Source organism: Olleya marilimosa CAM030 (genome assembly GCF_000518485.1).
GTDB lineage: Bacteria > Bacteroidota > Bacteroidia > Flavobacteriales > Flavobacteriaceae > Olleya > Olleya marilimosa.
The window spans coordinates 231,074-254,466 of sequence record NZ_JADR01000005.1; the positions used below are offsets into that span (position 1 = coordinate 231,074).

The window sequence follows — 23,393 nt, forward strand, 5'->3', positions numbered from 1 at the left end:
TAATTTATATAAAGTTTAACCTTATTGATTTTTATCTTGTGCTTCTAAAGCTTCCCAAAACTCATAAGCACGTCTTAAATGAGGTATAACTATTGTACCACCAATTAACGTGGCAATGCTTAGGGTTTCCATTACTTGCTCTTTAGATAATCCTTCTTTATAACTAGACTCTAAATGGTATTTAATACAGTCATCGCAACGTAAAACGGTAGAGGCTACTAAACCTAATAGCTCTTTAGTTTTTACGTCTAAAGCACCTTCTGTAAAGGCATTTGTATCTAAATTAAAAATACGTTTGATTATTTTGTTGTTATCGCCTAGAATTTTATCATTCATTTTTTCGCGATAGTCGTTAAATTCTTTAACTAGTTCTGACATTTTTTTTTCGTTTTTTATTTTCGTTTTTCACTACAATTCGAGAGATATGAATACTAACTTCATACAAAATTAGTACAGGTATCGCTACAATTATTTGACTTGCTACATCTGGAGGTGTTATGACTGCAGATAAAATTAGAACGATGACTAAAGCAAATTTTCTGTATTTTTTTAAAAACTGAGGCGTTACCAAACCAACTTTTGTTAAAAAGTAGATTAATATTGGTAGCTCAAAGATAATTCCGGAAGCTAAAACTGAGGCTCTAATTAATCCAATGTAAGATGAAATGTCAATCTCGTTGGAAACTTCTGAGCTGACAGAGTAGGTTCCTAAAAAGTTTATTGATAAAGGTGTGATAATGTAGTATCCAAATAAGACACCCATAAAAAATAGTAATGAGGATATAATAATAAAGCCTGTAGATGTTCGACGCTCTTTAGACGTTAGACCAGGACTTATAAATCGCCATAATTGATATACTACATACGGAAAGGCTACAATAAAACCAGCATAAATGGAGGTCCAAATATGTATTGAGAATTGTCCTGCCATTTCACGGTTTTGTATTATAAACGGAAACGAATCTGCACAAAAACTCATGTCGTCTAATCCAAAAAATTGAGACATTTGACACAACCATTGGTAGGTTGGAAAGTTCATTTTTTGTGGAGCAAATAAGATATTGTCAAATAAGACGCTTGGAAAACAAAAAGCAATTGTACCACATATGACTACAGCAGTTACAATTCTTATTAAATGCCATCTTAAATCCTCAAGATGATCTAAAAAAGACATCTCGTTTACATTTTTTTTTGCCATTATAATATTCCTTCTCTTATTAAATCATGGATGTGTACAACACCAGCGTACTTGCCATCTTTTTGTACTAATAATTGTGATATACCATAAGTTTCTAAAACTTCCATAGCATCAATAGCCATAGCATCCTCATCGATACGTTTTGGATTAGCACTCATAATATCTTTAGCAGTTAGGTCACTAAAGTTATCTACTTTACTAAGCATACGTCTTAAATCTCCATCAGTAATAATACCAACAATGTTATTGTTTTCGGTTACAGCAGTCACGCCTAACATTTTTTCAGATATTTCTACAATAACCTGTTTTATATTAGTATCTAAAGTAACTTCTGGTTTTTGATTTACAGAAGAAATGTCTTGCACTCTTAAATACAATTTTTTTCCTAAAGCTCCTCCTGGATGGTATTTTGCAAAGTCTTTGCTAGAAAAACCTCTTAATTCTAAAAGACTAACAGCTAAAGCGTCACCTAAAACTAATTGAGCAGTAGTACTTGTTGTTGGTGCTAAATTATTAGGACAAGCTTCTTTCTCTACAAATGCATTTAAAACAAAATCGGCTTGTTGGCCTAAAAACGAATCTTTATTACCAGTTATGGCAATCATTTTGTTTTTAGCATTTTTAATCAATGGTACCAAAACTTTGATTTCTGGTGTGTTTCCACTTTTAGAAATACAAATAACCACATCGTCTTGAAGTATTAATCCTAGGTCACCATGGATAGCATCTGCAGCATGCATAAACACAGCAGGAGTACCTGTTGAGTTTAGCGTAGCAACTATTTTTGTTGCTATAATAGCACTTTTACCTATACCAGTAATAATGACTCTACCCTTAGAATTATAGATTAATTCCACAGCTTCAGCAAAGTCGTTATCTATTAAATTTGATAAATTTAATATGGACTGTCCTTCTAGTTTAATAGTTTCTTTGGCACTACTAATAATGGAAGCTTTTGTTTTCAATGTGTTTAATTTTTTTGGTTTATAAAGATTTTACTATCTTTAGTCTTAATCTAAATCACCTTAAGATAATTAGATTAATATTTTCGACAAATTTAGCGAAAAAATTGAGAGGGGAATTCAATTCTTAGCAACTATTTATAGTTTGTCAAAAGTATGTAAGTGTAAATAATTAATTAAATACGAAAGTTATACATAGTGAAAAGCGATTTGCATTCAGCACTAAAAAAATACTTTGGCTTTGGCGAGTTTAAAGGGCTTCAAGAACAAGTCATTAAAAGTATCTTAGAACAAAAAAATACATTTGTAATTATGCCTACAGGTGGTGGTAAAAGTTTATGCTACCAACTACCTGCATTAATGCAAGAAGGAACAGCAATAGTTGTATCGCCTTTAATTGCTTTAATGAAAAATCAGGTGGATGCTATTAGAGGTGTGTCCAATGAAAACGGTGTGGCTCATGTTTTAAATTCGTCTTTAAATAAGACCGAAATTAAACAAGTCAAGGAAGACATTACTAATGGGATTACTAAATTATTATATGTAGCACCAGAATCCTTAACTAAAGAAGAAAATGTAGAGTTTTTGCGTACAGTAAAAATCTCTTTCATGGCAGTGGATGAAGCCCATTGTATTAGTGAATGGGGTCACGATTTTAGACCAGAATACCGTAATTTAAGATCTATAATTAGACGTATTGGTGATAATATTCCTATAATTGGTTTAACAGCTACAGCTACGCCAAAGGTACAAGAAGATATTCTTAAAAATTTAGGGATGAATGATGCTAATACATTTAAAGCGTCATTTAATAGACCTAATTTATATTACGAAATACGTCCAAAAACTAAAAACGTAGATGCTGATATTATACGTTTTGTAAAACAAAATGAAGGTAAATCCGGAATTATATACTGTTTAAGTCGTAAACGCGTAGAGGAGTTAGCTCAAGTACTACAAGTTAATGGTATTAAAGCAGTACCATATCATGCAGGTTTGGATGCCAAAAAACGATCCAATCACCAAGACATGTTTTTAATGGAAGACATTGACGTTGTTGTGGCTACGATTGCTTTTGGTATGGGAATAGACAAGCCAGATGTACGTTTTGTAATACATCACGATATACCTAAAAGTATAGAAAGTTACTATCAAGAGACTGGTCGTGCAGGACGTGATGGAGGAGAAGGGCATTGCTTAGCCTATTATGCTTACAAGGATATTGAAAAATTAGAGAAGTTTATGTCAGGTAAACCAGTAGCAGAGCAAGAAATTGGTCAAGCGTTACTGCAAGAGGTTGTCGCTTTCGCGGAAACTTCAATATCGCGACGTAAATTTATATTACATTACTTTGGTGAGTCATTTGATAACAAAACTGGAGAAGGTGGCGATATGGATGATAATATGCGTCATCCAAAAGAAAAACAAGAAGCAAAAGACGACGTTAAACTTGTCCTAGAAATTGTTGATGCAACCAATGAAAAATATAAAGCTAAAGAGTTAGTTAATGTTATTGTTGGTAAATCCAACGCTTTAATTAGCTCTCATAAAACTGACGAACAACCATTTTTTGGTAAAGGAAAAGAAAAAGACAAGTCTTATTGGATGGCTTTAACACGTCAGATATTAGTTTCAGGATCTTTAAAAAAGGATATTGAAACTTATGGTGTGATTAAACTTACAGAAAAAGGTAAGGATTTTATCAAAAACCCTCAGTCTTTTATGATGACCAAAGATCATGAGTTTGGTGACGAGTCTGACAACACAATTGTTACTGCCGAAAGTGGTGGAGGTGCAGTAGTGGACGAGACTTTAATGAAAATGCTTAAGGACTTAAGAAAAACTAATGCAAAAAAATTAGGGGTACCTCCTTTTGTAATATTTCAAGATCCATCTTTAGAGGATATGGCCTTAAAATATCCTGTGTCTGTTGAAGAGTTATCAAACGTTCATGGTGTAGGAGAGGGTAAAGCTAAAAAATATGGTAAAGACTTTGTCGCGCTTATCGCAAATTATGTAGAGGATAACGATATTACAAGACCAGATGATTTAGTTGTAAAATCAACAGGTAGTAACTCTGGACTTAAATTATACATCATCCAAAATGTAGACCGAAAATTACCATTAACAGATATTGCTTCTGCAAAAGGCATGGAAATGTCTGCGTTTATTAAAGAAATGGAAGCTATTGTTTTTTCTGGAACAAAACTAAATATTGATTATTGGATTAATGATATTTTAGATGAAGATCAACAGGAAGAAATCCATGATTATTTTATGGAATCGCAAACAGATAAAATAGACGTTGCTATTGATGAGTTTGATGGAGATTATGATGACGAAGAGCTACGATTATATCGTATTAAATTTATAAGCGAAGTCGCAAACTAATTATAAAACCAGATAGGATTTTATTAAAGACCTAACACGTTAATTTGTTAGGTCTTTTTTGTTTTCTTCTGCTACTTCTAGTTCATCCACTCCTTCTGCTTCAAGAGGTGTAAAAGTAATGGTATGTTTTTTTACCTTAAGGGTTATATTTTTAATTGCAGATCGTTTAATATTCTCGGCTGCTTCTTTTTCAATTTCAAAATCTATTCTAGTAACGTAACCATCAAAAACGCCCATATTTTCTGACTCAAACTCATCCATATCAGATTTTAAATCTAAGGTGTGGTCATTGTTAACCATTATAAGCCTAGCGCCTTTTTTTGCTTTAATATTTAATTTACCAACAATAAACGTTTGTAAAAAATAATAGCCACCAAGCTCTGCATAGCCAGCATAAATTACATTTTGATCTGCAATACCAACAGGTTGGTCTTCGCTATGTTTTAAAATAGTTTCAATATAATTAGTATCTGCTAATTGGTCTTGTTTTTGTCCTTTATCACTTCTTCCAAATAGCTTAGTAAATACACTCATAATAATTTTTAATTTTTTCAAATCTAACAAAATTTAGTAAAACAAGGATTGGATAAAAAAAATCATCTGTCAGCCCTTATAACTTTTAACTTCTTTATATCTTTGCAGTTCATTAAAAAACAATGTAATGCAAGACGGTTTATACGCAAAATTTAATACGAATAAAGGCGAAATTTTAGTCGCTTTAGAATTTGAGAAAACTCCAGGAACAGTTGGTAACTTTGTTGCTTTGGCAGAAGGGAACATGGAAAATGAGGTAAAACCACAAGGAACACCTTATTATGATGGTTTAAAGTTTCATAGAGTTATAGACAATTTTATGATCCAAGGTGGTTGTCCACAAGGTTCTGGTACAGGTCATCCTGGTTATAAATTTGATGACGAGTTTCATCCTGACTTAAAGCATAGTGGACCTGGAATATTAAGTATGGCTAACTCTGGACCTGGTACTAATGGAAGTCAGTTTTTTATTACTCACGTTGCTACAGACTGGTTAGATGGTAACCATACTGTATTTGGAAACGTAGTTAAAGGACAAGACATTGTAGATGCTATTGCACAAGGTGACCATATTGAAACTTTAGAAATTGTTAGAGTTGGTGAAGCTGCAGAAAACTTTAATGCAATTGAAGCTTTTAGAACATTTGAAGGTGCAAGAGAAAAACGTATAGCTGCAGAGCGTGAAGCTAAACGTGCTGAGTTAGACAAATTAGCTGCTGGTTTTGAAGAAACTAAAAGTGGTTTACGTTACCAAATTATTCAAAAAGGAAATGGTAAAAAAGCTGAAAAAGGAAATCAAGTCTCTGTACATTATAAAGGACAATTAGCAGATGGAACTGTCTTTGATAGTTCTTACAAACGTAATCAACCTTTAGATTTTCAAGTAGGCGTTGGTCAAGTAATTTCTGGATGGGATGAAGGGATTCAATTATTACAAGTTGGTGATAAAGCCCGCTTTGTTATACCTTCAGATTTAGGTTATGGCTCAAGAGGAGCAGGAGGAGTGATACCACCTGATGCTGTACTTGTATTTGATGTAGAACTTGTTGACGTTAAATAACAAACACTTATTTTCATTTAGATAGCCTGAATGAAAGTTTTAAATACTTAAAACCTTAAAAGTGTAAAATCTTTTGAGGTTTTTTTATTTACTTTTATCAAATGACAGACCAACAATTAGAAAAATTAAAGTACCCAATAGGAAAATTTGAATGTCCTTCCACTATAACACAAGCAACTATTGATGCATGGCTATCTATATTAAAACATTTGCCTAATAGATTAGAGCAGTTAGTCGCCAACTTATCAGATAAGCAATTAGATACAGTATATAGACCAAAAGGCTGGACTATTAGACAAGTTATACATCATATAGCAGATAGTCATCATCATAGTTATATTAGATTTAAATGGGCAATGACGGAAGATAATCCAGTTATAAAAGCTTATAATGAAAACACTTGGGCTGCTCAACATGACTATAATCAGCCTATAGAGCTATCCTTACTCCATATAAAAGTGGTACATGCCAAATTAGTTTATTATTTAAAAGGTCTAACTATCCAGCAATTACAGCGCACTTTTATTCATCCTGAAACTAATGAAACTGTGACTTTGGATAAAAACTTAGGTAATTACGCTTGGCACAGTAATCATCATTATGCACATATTGAAAACACGCTAAAGCGTGAAGGTTGGATTTAAAAACTATGGTTTGTTTAGTGTAAAATTTTAATTTCATTTTAAAATCTTAAATTGCTACTAAACTTTAAATACACCTAATTATGAGTACTATTCAATTTGAAGATTTTACCAAAGTAGATTTACGTGTTGGTACTATTTTAGAAGTTAATGATTTTCCAGAAGCCAGAAATCCAGCTTACCAATTAACTATAGATTTTGGAGGTTTAGGTATTAAAAAAACTAGTGCACAAATTACTACCTTGTATAAAAAAGAAGATTTACTAAATAGACAAATTGTTGCTGTTGTTAATTTTCCGCGTAAGCAAATAGCTAAATTTATGAGTGAGTGTTTGTTACTTGGAGCTGTAGACGGTAAAGATGTTATTTTGTTAAACCCAGAAGCAAAAGTTCCAAACGGAACTACTGTATCATAGCATTTAGTATAAGGTTTTTGAATAAAATATGGTTACATATTATTAGGGTATACATCCAATTAGGATTGTTTTTTTATTACAATAAAATAATAGTCAAAGGACAATCGTCCCTACCTAAAAATCAACCCATTTTATTTTTATCTAATCATCAAAATGGATTATTAGATGCTTTGCTTATTGCTACAAAAACTGGACGCTTTAGCTATTTTTTGACTAGAGCAGCAGTGTTTAAAAAACCATTAGTTAGCTGGTTTTTGCATAGTTTAAATATGCGACCTGTATATCGCGTAAGAGATGGCTGGAATACCATTACTAAAAACAAATCTGTTTTTAGTAATACAGTACATCTATTGCATGCCAATAATGCGGTTACTATATTTCCAGAAGGTAATCACAATTTAGAAAGACGAGTCAGACCTTTAAGTAAAGGTTTTACAAGGATTATTTTAGAGTTTAGACTCCTATATCCTAACCAAGCCATACAATTAATTCCAATAGGGTTAAACTATCAAGATCCTAAAACAATGGGTAGTAATGTTTCTGTATATTTTGGAGAAGCTATTCTCTCTAAATCCTATAATCATTTAAATGATTTTGAAGCAACTAATAGAATTAAACAAGATGTTTTTCAATCCTTAACAAACTTGACAACACAAATACCATTAGCTAATTATAATACTACCTTAGACAGTTTAAATAAGCTTAAAGTAGATTTTACAAATCCCAAAAGTGTCAATGATTGTATTTTAAGTCAGTTTAAAAACTGTCAAACACAGGCAGTAAAACAATCAAGCTTAAAAGTTATACTAAAACCAATTATTTACCTTTTGTTATGCTTGCCTATTTTTATTTGGAGACACTATATAAAACCTAAAATTAAGGAGGTTGAGTTTTTATCCACCTTTAGATTTGCCATTAGTATAACGCTGGTCCCACTTTGGTTGTTATTAATAGTTGCTACTGTGTGGTTTGCGTTTGGTTTTGCACCAAGTTTAATGTTTATTTTAACAAGTCTATTGTTAATCTTAGCTTATAATAAAGCATAAAAAAACCTTTTCTTAACTAGAAAAGGTTTTTATTATTAGATGAATTTAAGATTATATATCATCAAAATCAATATCTGTAAATCTGCTTTCTGCACTTGAAGTTTCAGAAGTCTCAGTCTTAGTTTCTGAAGCAGGACTAGCAGGAGTATCATATTCTTTTTTGAAATCCTTTTGGTGACGCTCACTAATTACTTCATCTCCTTTTTCGTTAATGATGTAATCTGTCATTTCTTTTAAGATGTCGTTAAACTCGCTAAAGTCTTCTTTGTATAAATAAATCTTATGTTTTTTATAATGAAATGATCCATCATCATTTGTAAACTTTTTACTTTCTGTAATAGTCAGGTAGTAATCATCTGCTTTAGTAGCTCTTACATCAAAAAAATAAGTTCGTCTTCCTGCTCTTAATACTTTCGAAAAAATTTCTTCCTTCTCCATCATCTCGTTATTATGCATAATCCTTGATTTGTGTTGTTAGTTAATTCGTAAACTCAAAAGTCAAAAAAAAAGTTGAATGACACAACATTTTATTGCAAATCTTTTTACTTAGTTGTTTTTAAATACAGCTCTTTGTAATAACCATCAGTGTTTATAAGGTCTTCATGTGTGCCTGACTGAACGATTTGCCCATCGTCTAAAACTATTATTTGATCTGCATTTTTAGCAGAAGAAATCCTGTGGCTTACAATTATAGTCGTTTTGCCTTTTGTAATGGTTTTAAGATTATTTAAGATCTTCTCTTCAGTTTCTGTGTCAACAGCAGATAAACAGTCATCAAAAAGCATAATTTGAGGCTTTTTAATAATAGCTCTTGCAATGGATACGCGTTGTTTTTGTCCGCCAGATAGTGTAATACCACGTTCGCCTAAAACAGTGTCATATTGTTTATTAAATTTGACAATGTTTTTATGTACTTGTGCTAATTTAGCAGCTTCAATAACCTCTTGATCAGTTGCATTTTCTTTACCAAATTTAATATTGTTATTGATAGAGTCACTAAATAAAAAGGCGTCTTGCGGTACATATCCTGTGGCATCTCTTAAACTGTATAGATTAAGAGTTTCAATAGGTTTTTGGTCAATTAAAATAGTGCCATGATCCACATCGTAAAGGCGTCCGACTAAATCTAAAATTGTAGATTTTCCAGAACCTGTTTTTCCTATAACCGCTAAAGTTTGTCCAGATTTAACTTTAAAACTTACATTTTTTAAAGCTTGTATATTGGTATCATCGTAGGTAAAAGAAACCTCTTTAAATTCTATTTCTCCTTTTATTTCTGATAATTCAGAATTGTTATTTTGTATTTCTGGTTCGGTTTTTAAAAACTCGTTAATACGGTTTTGAGACGCTTCGGCTTCTTGAACAATGGAAGTTACCCATCCAACTGTTGCAACTGGCCAAGTTAGAAGGTTAACGTACATAATAAATTCAGAAATTGTTCCTAAGCTAATTTCGCCATTCATATATTGTTTTCCACCAATGTAAATAACTAAAACATTACTTAGTCCAATAAGTAAAATCATCATCGGAAAAAACAAGGCTTGTATGCGTACCAAGCTAAGTTGTTTTTCTTTGTTGGTTTCTGATAACTCATTAAAGCTTGCTGAGGTTTGTGGCTCTATACCATAGGCTTTAATAACAGAAATACCACTAAAAGTTTCTTGAGAAAAAGTGGATAGTTTGGATAAGTACTGCTGTACAATCGTACTACGTTTGTGTATTTCTGAGCTAATCTTATAAATAATTATTGATAAAATTGGTAGTGGTATAATGGTGTAAAGCGTCAACATTGGCGCTTGTCTAAACATAAAAACTAATGCGACTATAAACAGCGTTAAGGTATTAATACTATACATAATTGCAGGACCAGTATACATGCGCACTTTAGTAACGTCCTCGCTAATACGATTCATTAAATCTCCTGTTCTGTTTTTTTTATAAAAGTTAAGAGACAGTTTTTGGTATTGTTGGTAGATTTCATTTTTTAAATCATACTCTATATAACGTGATACATTAATTATAGTTTGACGCATCCAAAACGTTAATATACCAGATAATATAGCAGAGCCTACTAAAAATAATATATACCTTAATAATTTAGCTTTGTATGCAGCTTCACTACTTTCTGGATTTTGTAACTGATCATTAACGACGTCTATAATAGATCCGATAAATTTTGGAACAAATACAGTAAATAATTTAGAAACTATGGTAATTAAAACACCAATTATAATTTGTGTCCTATATTTGTAAAAGTATTTGTTAAGATGTTGTAATTCTTTCATTTAAATGAAAACCTGAGTTTAAAAAGTTTTTAACAATTTCACATTTTAACATGCTAATTATTGTTTTAATATTAATTATAAGCTAATTTTGCGTGCTGAAATTACAAATAGTGTAATTTCAATACATTAATTAAATGTCAACTAAATGGTTTCAGAAGTAATCAACACTAATCAATTATCAAAAGCAGATCCTGTTTTTGGACAATTATCATTTGATAATCACGAACAAGTCGTTTTTTGCAACGACAAAGATACAGGATTAAAAGCAATAATTGGAATACATAACACAGTTTTAGGACCTGCTTTAGGAGGTACTAGAATGTGGCAATATGCCAACGAATGGGAAGCTGTTAATGACGTTTTACGCTTGTCTAGAGGTATGACCTTTAAGTCAGCGATTACAGGATTAAATTTAGGTGGAGGAAAAGCGGTTATTATAGGTAACGCTAGAACACAAAAAACACCAGAATTAATGAAGCGTTTTGGAGAGTTTGTACATAGCTTAAGCGGAAAATATATTACTGCAGAAGATGTAGGAATGGAAACTGCAGATATGGATTTAGTTAGAGAAGTAACACCTTATGTTACTGGAATATCTGAAGATAAAGGTGGAGCAGGTAACCCATCTCCAATTACAGCTTATGGTGTATTTATGGGAATGAAGGCTGCTGCAAAATATAAATTTGGAACAGACGTATTAGAAGATAAAACTGTAATTGTACAAGGGATAGGACATGTTGGAGAATCTTTAGTAGAGCATTTAACAAATGATGGCGCTAAAGTTATCATTGATGACATTAACCAAGATCGTCTTGAGTCAATCAGCAAAAAATACGGAGCATCTATTTATAAAGGAAGCAACGTCTATGCAGAAGCTGTAGATATTTACGCACCTTGTGCATTAGGCGCAACAATTAATGATACAACTATAGATTCTATTAGAGCTAAGGTTATTGCTGGAGCAGCAAACAACCAATTAGCAGACGAGCTTAAGCATGGTCGTATATTACAAGAAAAAGGAATTGTTTATGCACCTGACTTTTTGATTAATGCAGGAGGAATTATTAATGTTTACGCAGAGTTAGAAAACTACGGTAAACAAGAAATAATGAGAAAGACAGAAAATATCTACAATACTACCTTGGAGATATTAAGTAATGCTGAAACTAATGATATAACAACACATCAAGCAGCATTAAATATAGCTTTAAGCAGAATTGAAGCTAGAAAAAAAGAAAATCAGCAATAGATATCGTATAAAATATACTATTTTTGCAAGGCGAAAGCGTAAGCTTTCGCCTTTTTTAATTAATAATATAAAAGTATTTCAATATAATTGAAATCTAAAGTTCTTTGTAAGTATGCTAAGTAGACGACATATTCGTGTTAAAGTAATGCAAGTTTTATATGCATTTGATGGTACAGAAAGTGATGATTTTTCTAAAGACCAGAAATTTTTATTATACAGTATAGACAACATGTATAATTTATACTTAATGACACTATCCCTAATGATAGAGGTAGGTAAAAAATCTAAAACGCAATTAGAAACTATTCAGAAAAAGCATTTAGCTACAGCAGAAGAAAAAAATCCCAACAAAAAATTTATAAACAATCAAGTTTTAGAACTACTTTCTAATAACGTGGCTTTAAAAACAGCTTTTGAAGTTAACAATATTAAAAATTGGCAACTAGATAATGAGTATGTAGATATTATCTATAAAGAAATCATTGCAAGTGATTTGTATAAAGAGTACATGCAAACTAAAACCTCGACCTTTAAAGAGGATAGAAATTTTATAGTTGATGTATTTAAAGAAATTATAGCACCTAACGACAAACTTTACGATTATATCGAAGACAAAAACCTTACTTGGTTAGACGATCTTCCAACCGTAAACACTGCAATACTAAAATTACTTAGAAAAATTAAAGAAAACTCTGATGAGCATTTTTTAACACCTAAGTTATATAAAGATATTGAGGACAAACAATTTGCAATTAACTTGTTTAAAAAAACAATGTTAAACCAATCTAAACTTAGCGAAGAAATATCTAGCAAGACTAAAAATTGGGATACAGAGCGTATTGCAAATTTAGATATGGTATTATTAAAAATGGCTATTTGCGAATTGACTAATTTTCCATCTATTCCAACTAAAGTTACAATTAACGAATACCTTGAAATAGCTAAAGAATATTCGACACCAAAAAGTAGTATTTTTATTAACGGAATATTAGACAAACTTCTAAAAGAATACGAAGAAGAAGGAAAATTAAATAAAGTTGGTCGAGGATTGATGTAGTCAAAAAATATTATTATTTTTACAATCCAAAAATTAATTTAAGTGGCAGTTTAATAATAAACTACACAAATTCTAAAATAAGTATTATGAAAAAAGTAATGATTCTATTAAGTGCAGTTTGCTTAATATCTTTATCATCTTGTAAGCAAGATGCAGCAGCAAAAATTGATGCTAACAATGTAGCAGCAGCCTCAGAAAGAGATGCACAATCAGGTAAATTACCAGTAATTGAGTTTGATAAAAAAGAGCATGATTTTGGTGAAATAGTATCTGGTACTCCAGTTGAAACAGTATTTACTTATACAAATAAAGGAGAAGCACCATTAGTAATTACAGATATCAAAAGTACTTGTGGATGTACTGTACCTCAAGATTGGTCAAGAGCACCTTTAGCAGTAGGAGAGTCTGATTCTTTTACAGTTAAGTTTAATGGTAAAGGCGCTAATAAAACATCTAAAGTAATTAACATTACAGCTAATACAGCTACTGGTAAAGAGTCTGTAAAAATCACAGCTTTTATTACTCCAGATCCTAACGCTCCTGTTAAGCAGGCACCACTTAGAACAAATCCAAATGCTAACCCAGGACCACTTACTCAATAATGGAAGGAATTAGCGGATTTTTACCAATCATAGCAATGTTTGCTGTAGTGTACTTCTTTATGATTGCACCACAAATGAAACGTGCTAAACAAGAAAAGCGTTTTGCTTCAGAGTTAAAACCAGGCGATAAAGTAATTACCAAAAGTGGAATGCACGGAAAAATTGCTCAGCTTAATGATAAAGACAATAGTTGTGTTATAGAAACTATGTCTGGAAAATTAAAGTTTGATCGTTCTGCTATTTCTATGGAAATGAGTAAATCTTTAAACAAACCAGCTGTGGAATTAAAAAAATAATTTACAGTTATAATTATAAAAAAAGGCAACCAAATGGTTGCCTTTTTTTATTTAGCAGTTTTTATATTTATCATGCAATCCCTTATTTTGAATAATCAAAGGTATTATCTTTTCTATCCTAGATAACTTTGTAGCTTCTCTTTTGGCTTCAGTAATGTAATTGCAATATTCGCGTTGTTTAGACAGTGATAATAGCTTAAAAGCGCTGTGTAATGCACTATTGTTGTTAAATGCAGTTTGCAATTCTATAGGTACAATTATATCCTTAGGCTTTGTTTTAGTAGGCTTAACCTCTTTACCTAACTCTTGATTTGTTATCGCTTCCTTAATATACTCTGATATAATAGCTTTATTTATTTCATTTTTATTAGTAAAACGTATTTGCCTTAAAGCTTTCGTTTTTCCTTCTTGTGCATTATGTAATAATTTGTGTGTGTCAGATAATAAAACACCATTAAAAAACCACAAACAAAAATGGTTTTTAAAAGCGCCTAAGCCAATTACATTTTTTCCATTAATAGTATAAACAGGAGCATTCCATTTAATACATTCTACCAAACCAGCCTCTAAAAGCAGTGCTCTTAAGGTGTGTAGTGAGGCACTAAACATTGGGTTATCTAGTAAATAATCTTCTACAGACAATATCTTTTTCATTTAATAAATGGATTTAAGTACTAAAGGTAATATTTTTTTTTGGCTATTTAATTAGGAATCAATTCAATATAAAAAATTATTTAGATTTAGTCTAAATAAACTTTGCAGATTTACTTATGGTATTTATATTTGCGCTTTATTTAAAACAAATCTAAATAGTATCATGTATAAAAAAATAAGTTTTATTCTAATTTTAATAGCTCAGCTATCATTTTCTCAGTCAAAGATTACTGGAAGTGTAATTAATAATTCAAACGAAAAAATTCCTTTTGCAACCATCTTTTTAGAAGAATTAAATACAGGTGTATCTGCTGATATTGATGGTTTTTTTACTTTAGAAGCTATTAAAAAAGGAAATTATACTATTAAAGTTTCATCAGTAGGTTACACCACGATAACCCAAACAGTAAGTATTAATGATAATGAAACAAAAGCTTTAACCTTTAAGTTACAATTTGATGGTAACCTAGACGAAGTTGAAGTTTTTGGTAATCGTTTTACACATCCTGATAAAATTGAAGCTTTAACTAGATTACCATTAGCACCTTATGAGCAAATTCAAAGTATATCAATAATTTCAGATAAATTGATAATGCAACAAGGAAATTTAACAATTTCTGATGCTACAAAAAACGTTCCAGGTGTTTATACATTTGCTACTTATGGTAATAAAAGAGAAAGTATGTCTTCTCGTGGTTTTAGAGGTATTCCAATATTAAAAAATGGGGTTAGAGTGCATTCAGATTTTAGAGGTCAGGGTATTTTGACAGATATGCAAGGTGTGGATAATATTCAGGTTTTAAAAGGAGCTGCGTCAATCACACAAGGTGTTGCAACCGATTTAGGAAGTCCTGGAGGAATAATAAACCTTGTAACTAAAACGCCTAAATATGAATTTGGTGGAAATGTATCATTACGAGGTGGTAGCTTTGGTCAAGCTAGAACAACTTTTGATGTTTATGGACCTTTAGCTAAAACTGAAACGACTGCTTTCAGATTAAATGGTGCTTTAGAGCGTGCTGATAGTTTTAGAGACGGAATTACTTCTGATAGATTTTATATCAATCCTTCGTTTCAATGGAAAGCTGACGATAAAACTACAGTAACTTTAGAATTAGATTATTTTGAAGACAGTAGAACACCTGATTTAGGAACGGTTAATCTTGGCCAAAATAATCAGAATCTAATATATGATTTACCATATGATCAATTTTTAGGTTTTGAAGATGATAAAGCATTAACAACTAATACAACGTATGCTGTTAGATTTGATAGAGAACTATCAAACAAATTAAGTCTAAAAGGAGCGTACTATAAATCTAATTTAGAGCTTGATGATAAAGGCGCAAGTTTAGGTGGTGTAATAAATGATGTAGATGGTAATCCAATTTATAATCAAAGATTAAGAGGACACTCCATTAGTACAAGAGAAGATAACAATAGTGTCATACAATTTGACTTAATAGGTGATCAATTAAAAACGGGAAATATTTCTCATACTTTTCAAGTTGGTTTTGACTATCGTACAAATAATTACAATACAACATCGCAACGTGTTACTACTGTGGATACAATTGATGTTTTTACAAGTAATATTAGTGCTTTACCAAGTAATTTAGACTATTCAGCACTTACTGTTCAAGGAGCTAAATCCAAAGCAATAGGGTTTGTGGCTCAAGACGTTGTGACATTTAATAAATACTTGAAAGCATTTTTTGGATTACGTTACAGTAAAACCAGAACTATAACAGCAACTGAAACTACTGAAAGTGATGCTTTTAATCCATTAGGAGGTATAATCATTTCTCCATTAGAAAATGTAAATGTATTTGCATCATATACTAATAGCTCTTATCCAAGAACAGCCACTAGGTTAGATGTTAATGGTAATGATTTAGGTAATGAGCGTTATGACCAATTTGAAGCAGGTATTAAAACTAATTGGTTAAATAGCAGATTACGTTTTAATTTAACCTACTTTAAAATTAATAATAAAGATATTAATCTACCTGTTTATGATGTTAATTGGGAAGAAACGGGTTATTATGCAAAAGGAGGAAATGATGAAAGAAAAGGAATTGAAGTAGAACTTACAGGTCGTATTTTAGACAATTTAGAGGTTATTACAGGTTATTCATATATTGATGCTCAATATAAAGAACATACTTCTTATGTTTATGGCTCTGCACCTTTAAATACACCAAAACACACTTTTAACGTTTATGGAAATTACAGTTTTAAACAGCAACTTCAAGGTTTGTCTGTTGGAGCAGGAGTTTATTATACTGGAGAGCGTCCTATTAATGATTGGAGCTCAGGTGCAGTTACACACCAAGGTATTGTTCCAAATCAAGAGCCTTTTAATGTAGAAGCTTATACTCAGGTGAACGCTCAAATCGCTTACGCTTTAGATAACCATTGGAATTTTAGAGTGTTAGTTAATAATGTATTTGACTCAATTGGTTACAATGCTTACCGAACAAGTTATATTAATCAAACTGATCCAAGGAGTTTAGCAGGCGTTTTAACCTATAAATTTTAAAAATTGACTTAGTCTTTTAAAAGCGTAGCACAAATGTGTTGCGCTTTTTGTTGTTTATTATATTTATTGAAAAATAAATTTAGGCTAACTAATTAAAAATCAACACTACAAAAAAGTGTTGTTAAAAACAGCACTTTTTTGTTTGTTTAATAGCAAAACTTAAATATATTTGCAATCGGTTTTGGGGAGATACTCAAGCGGCCAACGAGGGCAGACTGTAAATCTGCTGACTACGTCTTCGCAGGTTCGAATCCTGCTCTCCCCACACTTTACTAAAAAGCCTTCTTAAATTTAAGAAGGCTTTTTTATGCGCCATAATTTTATTTTTTTTAAATAAGAATACAGTTACATAACAAAAAAAAGCCTTTAGCAGATATACTGTAAAGGCTTAAAATTATATAACATCAAGTTTAAAATCTTAAAAATGACTTTCAGTAGTTTAAAACTCTACTAAAGCTTTTTTGTAATATTTTAAATCTGATATGTTAGAGCTGTTGTCAAGGTTTCTAATTAATGAAATCACATATTTTAAACTTTCAACAGGATCTGATTCTGTCTCAACTGTTTCTATTGTTTCATCTTCAAAAGCTTCATCATCTAAAGGAGTATCTTCAGGTATTGGAATAAGAAAAGAGTCGTTATTTTCGATATGCTCATAAGTGTAACGAAGTACTTTTACAGCTAAAGGGTTTTCTACCTCAATAGTATAAGTTCTTAAAGTTTTAATATCGTCTATTAATGTATCTGTATTAATACCTGTAGCGTCTAGGTTTTTTAGAATACGGTCTATTACTGTAATGGCTTGTTTATTTTCCAAAGGGTAAGATTAAAATAGGGTTAGTTGCTTTTTGTTGCAAATTTAATTTTTTCTTTGCTTACAAAAAATCTATTATAGATGTTTATTTTAAAATTATTAATAAATCTTTGATGGGTTTTAGTTTACAGATGTTTTTTCCAATAACGTTTACCGTAACCACAAAACACTTCTTCACCTGACCTAATTTTTTTTGTTGCAATAATGCACACGTTATCATTATCGTCTAAGCCTATTTTTGCATTGTTTTTATATGAACTATCATCTGTTGTTCCTTTAGTATCATTGGCATATTTAGCAAAACAGTTAGTATGCATACTGTCCATGATACTACCATCTAGTAAATTAATAAAGTAACGATCTTGTTTTTGTTGTGCTCTGTGTTTTGCTTCTGTAGCATCAATTATTTCGCCTTTAAAAAGAGCAATAATTTCATGCTTGTAAATATCTATTGCTGTAAATAATCCATGACCTGCTTTAGGTATCTGAGAGGTTTTGACGTATAAATAGTCTGCTTCTGAAGCTTCAATAGTATTGTTTTGTGTAATTGATGTTTTGATAATGGTTAAGTTATTTCAATTAGTTTTAAACTACTCTTCTAAAGCTATTTTATTTACTTGAAACGTCATGGTAGGTATTGGTCCTGTGATTTCGTTTATCCTAGAATTAGTATAATATAATTCATTATTATAAATACTAAAGGTATCTGCCCAACGGACTAATTCGCCTTTAACAACTATTGTTGTTTTTCCATCTGGAGTTCTTTTAATAATAGCATTATTTTCTAAATCTGCATAGTATAAATTAGCATATTTATCAAATATCATTCCGTCAGGAGCAGCTGTTTTAGCGATAGTTTCTACACCAGCTTCAATCTCATTATCAGTTCCATTAATCAACAAGGTTGTAGGTATAGCATATAAAGTATAACCAGTCAAGGCATGATAGTATAGTTTGTTGTCTAATGGATTTAACGCTATACCATCAGAGTGAACAGTATTTTTCCACTGTTTGCCATTAATAGTTAGGTGGTCTGTTTCAGAGGTTGTAGAGCTATGGTCTGTTAATACACGTTTAAATAGTCCACTTTCTAAATTTAAAATTAATAAACCTGCATGTCCTGAATCTGTAAAATATGCCATGTTATTTTCTCTGTCAATGCGTACATCATTTATGTAAGAGTCTTTAAAAAATACTGAATCAGTAAAGGTGTAGACCTTTTGTAAACTGTTATTGTCTAAATTAAAAACAAATAGCTTTGGGTTTGATAACACACCTTTAAAAAATGGATTTCTAGTATCTACTACAAATAATTGATTTTTAGAAGCTACCACAGATTGTACAGCCACAAAAACCGAATCTGTTATTTTAGCATCAGTGGTCCAACTGTTCCATTTTTGATTTGGATAAGCGATCGATTGTTGACCTATTACTTCTGTAACAGCATGTTTAACTGTAGGTCTCCATCGTGGGAAGTTAACAAAAACACGACCAGAATCGCTTACTGTAACACCTGTAACTTGTTGGCCTGTAAACTCCGCTACTTTAGTAACTTTAATGCTATCTTGCTTCGCAGTTTTATTTACGGTATCTATTGTTGTTTTAGTTTTATCTGTTTTACAGGCAAAAAGACTAAACGTAATAAAGGATAAAAGAAATAACTTTTTCATAGTTGTTTATTTTACTTGTTTTGTTCTGCAGTAATTTCGGCAATTTTACAAATCACTTCCGTTGCTTTAATCATGCTTTCCACAGGAACATACTCATAACGACCATGAAAATTATGTCCTCCAGCAAAGATGTTTGGACATGGTAAGCCCATGTAGCTTAATTGTGATCCATCTGTACCACCACGTATAGCTTTAATAAGCGGTTTGATATTTAATTGCTTCATAGCTTCTTCTGCTATATCAACAATGTGCATTACAGGTTCCACTTTTTCTTTCATATTAAAATATTGATCCTTAATCTCGATAGTTACTACTTCTCTTTCATATTGCGCATTAAGCTCATCGGTTAGCTTTTGCATCATTTCTTTTCTAGCTTCAAAATGACCTAAATCGTGATCTCTAATAATGTATTCTAAAACAGTTTCTTCTACTTCACCAGAGATAGAGTACAGGTGGAAAAACCCTTGGTAACCTTCCGTATGTTCTGGTGTTTCAAGTCTTGGTAACGAGTTGATAAACTCTGTAGCAATGTACATGGAGTTGACCATTTTTCCTTTAGCATAACCAGGATGTACAATTTTACCTTTTACTTTTACAACAGCTCCTGCTGCGTTAAAGTTTTCGTATTCTAATTCTCCAATTTGGCTACCATCCATTGTGTAAGCCCAATCTGCACCAAATTTTTCAACATCAAATTTATGTGCACCACGACCAATTTCTTCGTCAGGTGTAAAACCAACTCTAATTTTTCCGTGTTTGATTTGCGGATTAGCAACAAGATATTCCATTGCAGATACAATCTCTGTAATTCCAGCTTTGTCATCTGCACCCAAAAGTGTTGTTCCGTCTGTAGTAATTAATGTTTGACCTTTGTATAATAGTAAGTCTTCAAAATAATCTGGAGACAATACAATATTTTCTTCTTTATTTAAAATAATGTCTTTACCATCGTACTTATCAATAATTTGAGGCTTAACATTAGCACCTGTAAAGTCCGGAGTCGTATCAAAATGCGAAATAAAACCAATAGTTGGTACCTCATGATCCACATTACTAGGTAAAGTTGCCATGATATAAGCATGCTTATCTATAGTGACTTCTTCTAGACCAATAGCTTTTAGCTCGTCTACTAGCGCATTGGCTAAATCCCATTGTTTAGCAGTACTAGGTGTTGTGTCGCTTTCAGGATCAGACTCAGTATCTACAGTTACGTAACCTACAAATCTTTTAATTATATCTTCTTTTGAAATCATTTTATTGTGATTTTAAACGTTTTGTATTTCTTGTGAAATGTTAAGCTAAATTAAATTATTTAACCGTACGTCAAAGTTACGATTATTAAGTTTTTTAGCTTTTGAATTGCTCAATTTTTTAATTAGAATTACTTTTGTGCAAACCTATTACAATGTACAAATCCCTTTTAAGACCTTTCTTTTTTAGCTTCGATCCAGAAAAGATTCATCATTTCACGTTTTCATTAGTAAAAGTGACCTCTAAGATTCCTGGTATGGCATCGTTATACAGACGTTTATATACTATTGAAGATCCTAAATTAGAACGAAAGCTTTTCGGTTTAACCTTTAAAAACCCAGTAGGATTAGCAGCAGGTTTTGATAAAAATGCGGTGTTGTATAATGAATTGGCAAATTTTGGTTTTGGGTTTATTGAAATTGGTACTGTGACGCCAAAAGGCCAAGAGGGTAATCCTAAAAAACGTCTCTTTAGATTGAAAGATGACCAAGGGATTATAAACAGAATGGGCTTTAATAACGAAGGTTTAGAACAAGCTATCGTTCAGCTTAAAAAAAATAAAGGCAAACTCATTATTGGTGGTAATATTGGTAAAAACACACAAACTAAGCCTGAGGACTATACCAAGGATTACTTAGCGTGTTTTAATGGTTTACATCCATACGTAGATTATTTTGTACTTAATGTAAGTTGCCCAAATGTAGGTAGTCATGCTAAGTTAAATGATAAAGATTATTTATTAGAATTAATTAGTACTGTACAAAAGGCTAACAAGACTTTTGATAAACAGAAGCCCATCTTACTTAAAATAGCTCCAGATTTAAATGACATACAATTAGATGAAATTATCGAGCTAATTGCCGAAACTAATTTAGATGGAGTAATTGCAAGTAATACGTCTGTAGATCGTTCTAATTTAAAAGCTTCCGCAGAAAGGCTAACCGAAATAGGTAATGGTGGTGTTAGCGGACAACCGGTTAAAGAAAAATCGACACGAGTTATAAAATATTTAGCAGAAAAAAGTAATAAAGCCTTCCCGATTATTGGAGTAGGAGGTATTCATTCTGCACAAGACGCTTTGGATAAGCTTGATGCAGGAGCAGACTTAGTGCAGATTTACACAGGTTTTATTTATGAGGGACCAAGTCTTATTAAAAAGATTAATAAAGCTATTTTAAACAAAGTTTAAATGAATTACGAAATACTTTTCGGATTTATTTTAGCAACTACAGCATTAGCTATATCACCAGGACCTGATAATATTTACGTTTTAATGCAAAGCATTACTAATGGACGTAAATATGGTATAGCGACCGTTTGTGGTTTAATTTCAGGATGTTTAGTACATACTACATTAGTAGCTTTTGGGGTGTCGGCTATTATAAAAGAAAGTGAAACTTTGTTTTTTATAATCAAAACCCTGGGTGCCTTATACCTTTTATATCTAGCTTATAAAGTGTTTAAAAGTGATGCAGCAGTTAGTTTAAGTAATAATGCTGTTCCTAAAAAAAGTATGATGCAATTGTTTAAACAAGGTGTTGTCATGAATGTCTTAAATCCTAAAGTGTCTATTTTCTTTTTGGCCTTTTTTCCTGCTTATTTATTTAGCAAAACTATAAGTACGGTCACGCAGTTTTATGTTTTAGGTCTGTTGTTTATGGCTACTTCTTTTATGGTTTTTGCATTAATCGCAATTTTAGCAGGATTTATTTCGGATTACTTAAAACAGAGTAAAAATATTGGGTTGGTTTTAAAGTGGTTACAGATTGTTGTTTTTATTGGAATAGCTATTTTTATATTCCTTTCAGAAAATTAAACTACTTTTATAGAAGAATTAAATTTTAAAATGTCAAATCAAGTAAAAGTTATAGAATGTCCTAGAGATGCCATGCAAGGTATCAAACAATTTATACCTACAAATCAAAAGGTGCAATACATACAATCGTTGCTTCGCGTTGGTTTTGATACTATTGACTTTGGTAGTTTTGTATCACCAAAAGCCATTCCTCAAATGGTGGATACTGCAGAGGTGCTATCTAAACTAGATTTAAGTAATACTAGCAGCAAACTATTGTCTATTATAGCAAATTCTAGAGGAGCAGCAGATGCTTGTACACATCCCGAAATTGACTATTTAGGTTATCCTTTTTCTATTTCAGAAAATTTTCAAATGCGTAATACGCACAAGACTATAGCACAGTCTATAGTGTTGCTTCAAGATATTTTAAACCAAGCAGATGCAGCTAATAAAGAAGTTGTAGTCTATATATCTATGGGATTTGGTAATCCCTATGGAGATCCATGGGATGTGGATATAGTGGGAGAGTGGACTGAGCGTTTAAGTAAAATGGGAGTAAAAATCTTATCCTTAAGTGATACTGTCGGAACGTCAAATCCAGAAAATATAGCGTATCTATTCTCTAATTTAATTCCGCATTATAAAGACATCGAGTTTGGTGCACACCTACACACCACACCAAATTCATGGTTTGAAAAAGTAGACGCTGCCTACAAAGCAGGATGTAAACGTTTTGATGGAGCAATACAAGGTTTTGGAGGATGTCCTATGGCTAAAGACGATTTAACAGGTAATATGCCAACCGAAAAAGTATTATCTTATTTAACTTCAAAAAAGGTTAACAATTTAAATGCTATGTCTTTTGAAAGCGCTTATAATGAAGCGTCTAAAATATTTAAAGCCTACCATTAATCATCCTAAAATCCA

At 31.6% G+C, this 23,393-nt stretch carries 24 protein-coding genes and 1 tRNA gene; 14 read left to right on the forward strand and 11 right to left on the reverse strand.

What is annotated here, in order from left to right:
- Window positions 1-21: 21 nt before the first annotated feature.
- From M890_RS0107010 to M890_RS0107020, 3 genes are read right to left on the reverse strand one after another with little or no spacing between them, the layout of a single operon-like run.
- On the reverse strand, window positions 22-378 hold the full coding sequence (locus tag M890_RS0107010) for a carboxymuconolactone decarboxylase family protein (protein WP_028282851.1): 357 nt from the start codon (window positions 376-378) through the stop codon (window positions 22-24).
- Window positions 362-1,198, reverse strand: a complete 837-nt coding sequence (gene tatC / locus M890_RS0107015) for a twin-arginine translocase subunit TatC (protein ID WP_028282852.1) — start codon at window positions 1,196-1,198, stop codon at window positions 362-364. Before tatC ends, M890_RS0107010 begins: the two co-directional genes overlap by 17 nt.
- Complete coding sequence (locus tag M890_RS0107020; RefSeq protein ID WP_028282853.1) at window positions 1,198-2,163, reverse strand: KpsF/GutQ family sugar-phosphate isomerase; 966 nt, start codon at window positions 2,161-2,163, stop codon at window positions 1,198-1,200. The genes tatC and M890_RS0107020 overlap by 1 nt, the downstream gene beginning before the upstream one ends.
- A gap of 207 nt (window positions 2,164-2,370) precedes the next feature.
- Between M890_RS0107020 and M890_RS0107025 the strand changes: the two genes are divergently transcribed.
- Complete coding sequence (locus M890_RS0107025; RefSeq protein ID WP_232219136.1) at window positions 2,371-4,551, forward strand: RecQ family ATP-dependent DNA helicase; 2,181 nt, start codon at window positions 2,371-2,373, stop codon at window positions 4,549-4,551.
- A gap of 39 nt (window positions 4,552-4,590) precedes the next feature.
- Here the strand turns inward: M890_RS0107025 and M890_RS0107030 are convergent, their stop codons facing one another.
- Entirely contained in the window at window positions 4,591-5,085 is a 495-nt protein-coding gene (locus M890_RS0107030) for a hypothetical protein (protein ID WP_028282855.1), read from the reverse strand.
- Between the two features lie 127 nt (window positions 5,086-5,212).
- Between M890_RS0107030 and M890_RS0107035 the strand changes: the two genes are divergently transcribed.
- The 4 genes from M890_RS0107035 to M890_RS0107050 all read left to right on the forward strand — a co-directional run bounded on the left by M890_RS0107035 (window position 5,213) and on the right by M890_RS0107050 (window position 8,248).
- Window positions 5,213-6,145 (forward strand): peptidylprolyl isomerase, encoded by a 933-nt coding sequence (locus M890_RS0107035; protein WP_028282856.1) that lies wholly within the window; start codon window positions 5,213-5,215, stop codon window positions 6,143-6,145.
- A gap of 101 nt (window positions 6,146-6,246) precedes the next feature.
- Window positions 6,247-6,789, forward strand: coding sequence for a YfiT family bacillithiol transferase (locus M890_RS0107040; protein WP_036597255.1), 543 nt, complete (start codon window positions 6,247-6,249; stop codon window positions 6,787-6,789).
- A gap of 80 nt (window positions 6,790-6,869) precedes the next feature.
- Window positions 6,870-7,202 carry a tRNA-binding protein gene (locus M890_RS0107045; protein ID WP_036597256.1) on the forward strand — a complete coding sequence of 111 codons (333 nt, stop codon included), beginning with the start codon at window positions 6,870-6,872 and terminating at the stop codon, window positions 7,200-7,202.
- A 17-nt stretch (window positions 7,203-7,219) separates the two neighbouring features.
- The gene (locus M890_RS0107050; protein WP_232219137.1) at window positions 7,220-8,248 is read left to right on the forward strand and encodes a 1-acyl-sn-glycerol-3-phosphate acyltransferase; all 1,029 of its coding nucleotides are present in this window, start codon (window positions 7,220-7,222) and stop codon (window positions 8,246-8,248) included.
- Window positions 8,249-8,299: 51 nt separating this feature from the next.
- Here the strand turns inward: M890_RS0107050 and M890_RS0107055 are convergent, their stop codons facing one another.
- Window positions 8,300-8,704, reverse strand: a complete 405-nt coding sequence (locus M890_RS0107055) for a PUR family DNA/RNA-binding protein (protein ID WP_028282860.1) — start codon at window positions 8,702-8,704, stop codon at window positions 8,300-8,302.
- An 86-nt stretch (window positions 8,705-8,790) separates the two neighbouring features.
- Window positions 8,791-10,533, reverse strand: a complete 1,743-nt coding sequence (locus M890_RS0107060; protein ID WP_028282861.1) for an ABC transporter ATP-binding protein — start codon at window positions 10,531-10,533, stop codon at window positions 8,791-8,793.
- A gap of 145 nt (window positions 10,534-10,678) precedes the next feature.
- Between M890_RS0107060 and M890_RS0107065 the strand changes: the two genes are divergently transcribed.
- From M890_RS0107065 to yajC, 4 genes are all read left to right on the forward strand, one after another.
- Window positions 10,679-11,782, forward strand: coding sequence for a Glu/Leu/Phe/Val family dehydrogenase (locus M890_RS0107065; RefSeq protein WP_028282862.1), 1,104 nt, complete (start codon window positions 10,679-10,681; stop codon window positions 11,780-11,782).
- A gap of 145 nt (window positions 11,783-11,927) precedes the next feature.
- The gene (gene nusB / locus M890_RS0107070; protein ID WP_232219138.1) at window positions 11,928-12,839 is read left to right on the forward strand and encodes a transcription antitermination factor NusB; all 912 of its coding nucleotides are present in this window, start codon (window positions 11,928-11,930) and stop codon (window positions 12,837-12,839) included.
- Between the two features lie 86 nt (window positions 12,840-12,925).
- Window positions 12,926-13,441: a DUF1573 domain-containing protein gene (locus M890_RS15890; RefSeq protein ID WP_036597258.1), complete on the forward strand. Its 516-nt coding sequence runs from the start codon at window positions 12,926-12,928 to the stop codon at window positions 13,439-13,441.
- Window positions 13,441-13,737, forward strand: coding sequence for a preprotein translocase subunit YajC (gene yajC / locus M890_RS0107080; RefSeq protein ID WP_028282864.1), 297 nt, complete (start codon window positions 13,441-13,443; stop codon window positions 13,735-13,737). Before M890_RS15890 ends, yajC begins: the two co-directional genes overlap by 1 nt.
- Window positions 13,738-13,788: 51 nt before the next feature.
- Here yajC and M890_RS0107085 read toward each other — a convergent pair whose 3' ends face one another.
- Window positions 13,789-14,391: a YdeI/OmpD-associated family protein gene (locus M890_RS0107085; RefSeq protein ID WP_028282865.1), complete on the reverse strand. Its 603-nt coding sequence runs from the start codon at window positions 14,389-14,391 to the stop codon at window positions 13,789-13,791.
- A 163-nt stretch (window positions 14,392-14,554) separates the two neighbouring features.
- Here M890_RS0107085 and M890_RS0107090 point away from each other — a divergent pair, with 163 nt between their 5' ends.
- Window positions 14,555-16,933 carry a TonB-dependent receptor gene (locus M890_RS0107090; RefSeq protein ID WP_028282866.1) on the forward strand — a complete coding sequence of 793 codons (2,379 nt, stop codon included), beginning with the start codon at window positions 14,555-14,557 and terminating at the stop codon, window positions 16,931-16,933.
- 183 nt (window positions 16,934-17,116) lie between these two features.
- Window positions 17,117-17,198 (forward strand) — tRNA-Tyr (locus tag M890_RS0107095).
- A gap of 174 nt (window positions 17,199-17,372) precedes the next feature.
- Here M890_RS0107095 and M890_RS0107100 read toward each other — a convergent pair.
- From M890_RS0107100 to pepT, 4 genes are all read right to left on the reverse strand, one after another.
- Window positions 17,373-17,750: a hypothetical protein gene (locus tag M890_RS0107100; RefSeq protein ID WP_028282867.1), complete on the reverse strand. Its 378-nt coding sequence runs from the start codon at window positions 17,748-17,750 to the stop codon at window positions 17,373-17,375.
- Window positions 17,751-17,872: 122 nt separating this feature from the next.
- The gene (locus M890_RS0107105; protein ID WP_028282868.1) at window positions 17,873-18,310 is read right to left on the reverse strand and encodes an SET domain-containing protein-lysine N-methyltransferase; all 438 of its coding nucleotides are present in this window, start codon (window positions 18,308-18,310) and stop codon (window positions 17,873-17,875) included.
- Between the two features lie 27 nt (window positions 18,311-18,337).
- Window positions 18,338-19,417 carry an L-dopachrome tautomerase-related protein gene (locus M890_RS0107110; protein ID WP_028282869.1) on the reverse strand — a complete coding sequence of 360 codons (1,080 nt, stop codon included), beginning with the start codon at window positions 19,415-19,417 and terminating at the stop codon, window positions 18,338-18,340.
- Between the two features lie 11 nt (window positions 19,418-19,428).
- A complete protein-coding gene (pepT, locus tag M890_RS0107115; RefSeq protein WP_028282870.1) occupies window positions 19,429-20,670 on the reverse strand; it encodes a peptidase T in 1,242 nt (413 codons plus the stop codon).
- A 152-nt stretch (window positions 20,671-20,822) separates the two neighbouring features.
- Here pepT and M890_RS0107120 point away from each other — a divergent pair, with 152 nt between their 5' ends.
- From M890_RS0107120 to M890_RS0107130, 3 genes are read left to right on the forward strand one after another with little or no spacing between them, the layout of a single operon-like run.
- Window positions 20,823-21,857 (forward strand): quinone-dependent dihydroorotate dehydrogenase, encoded by a 1,035-nt coding sequence (locus M890_RS0107120; protein ID WP_028282871.1) that lies wholly within the window; start codon window positions 20,823-20,825, stop codon window positions 21,855-21,857.
- Window positions 21,858-22,484, forward strand: a complete 627-nt coding sequence (locus M890_RS0107125; RefSeq protein ID WP_028282872.1) for a LysE family translocator — start codon at window positions 21,858-21,860, stop codon at window positions 22,482-22,484.
- 30 nt (window positions 22,485-22,514) lie between these two features.
- Entirely contained in the window at window positions 22,515-23,378 is an 864-nt protein-coding gene (locus M890_RS0107130; RefSeq protein ID WP_028282873.1) for a hydroxymethylglutaryl-CoA lyase, read from the forward strand.
- Window positions 23,379-23,393: the final 15 nt, after the last annotated feature.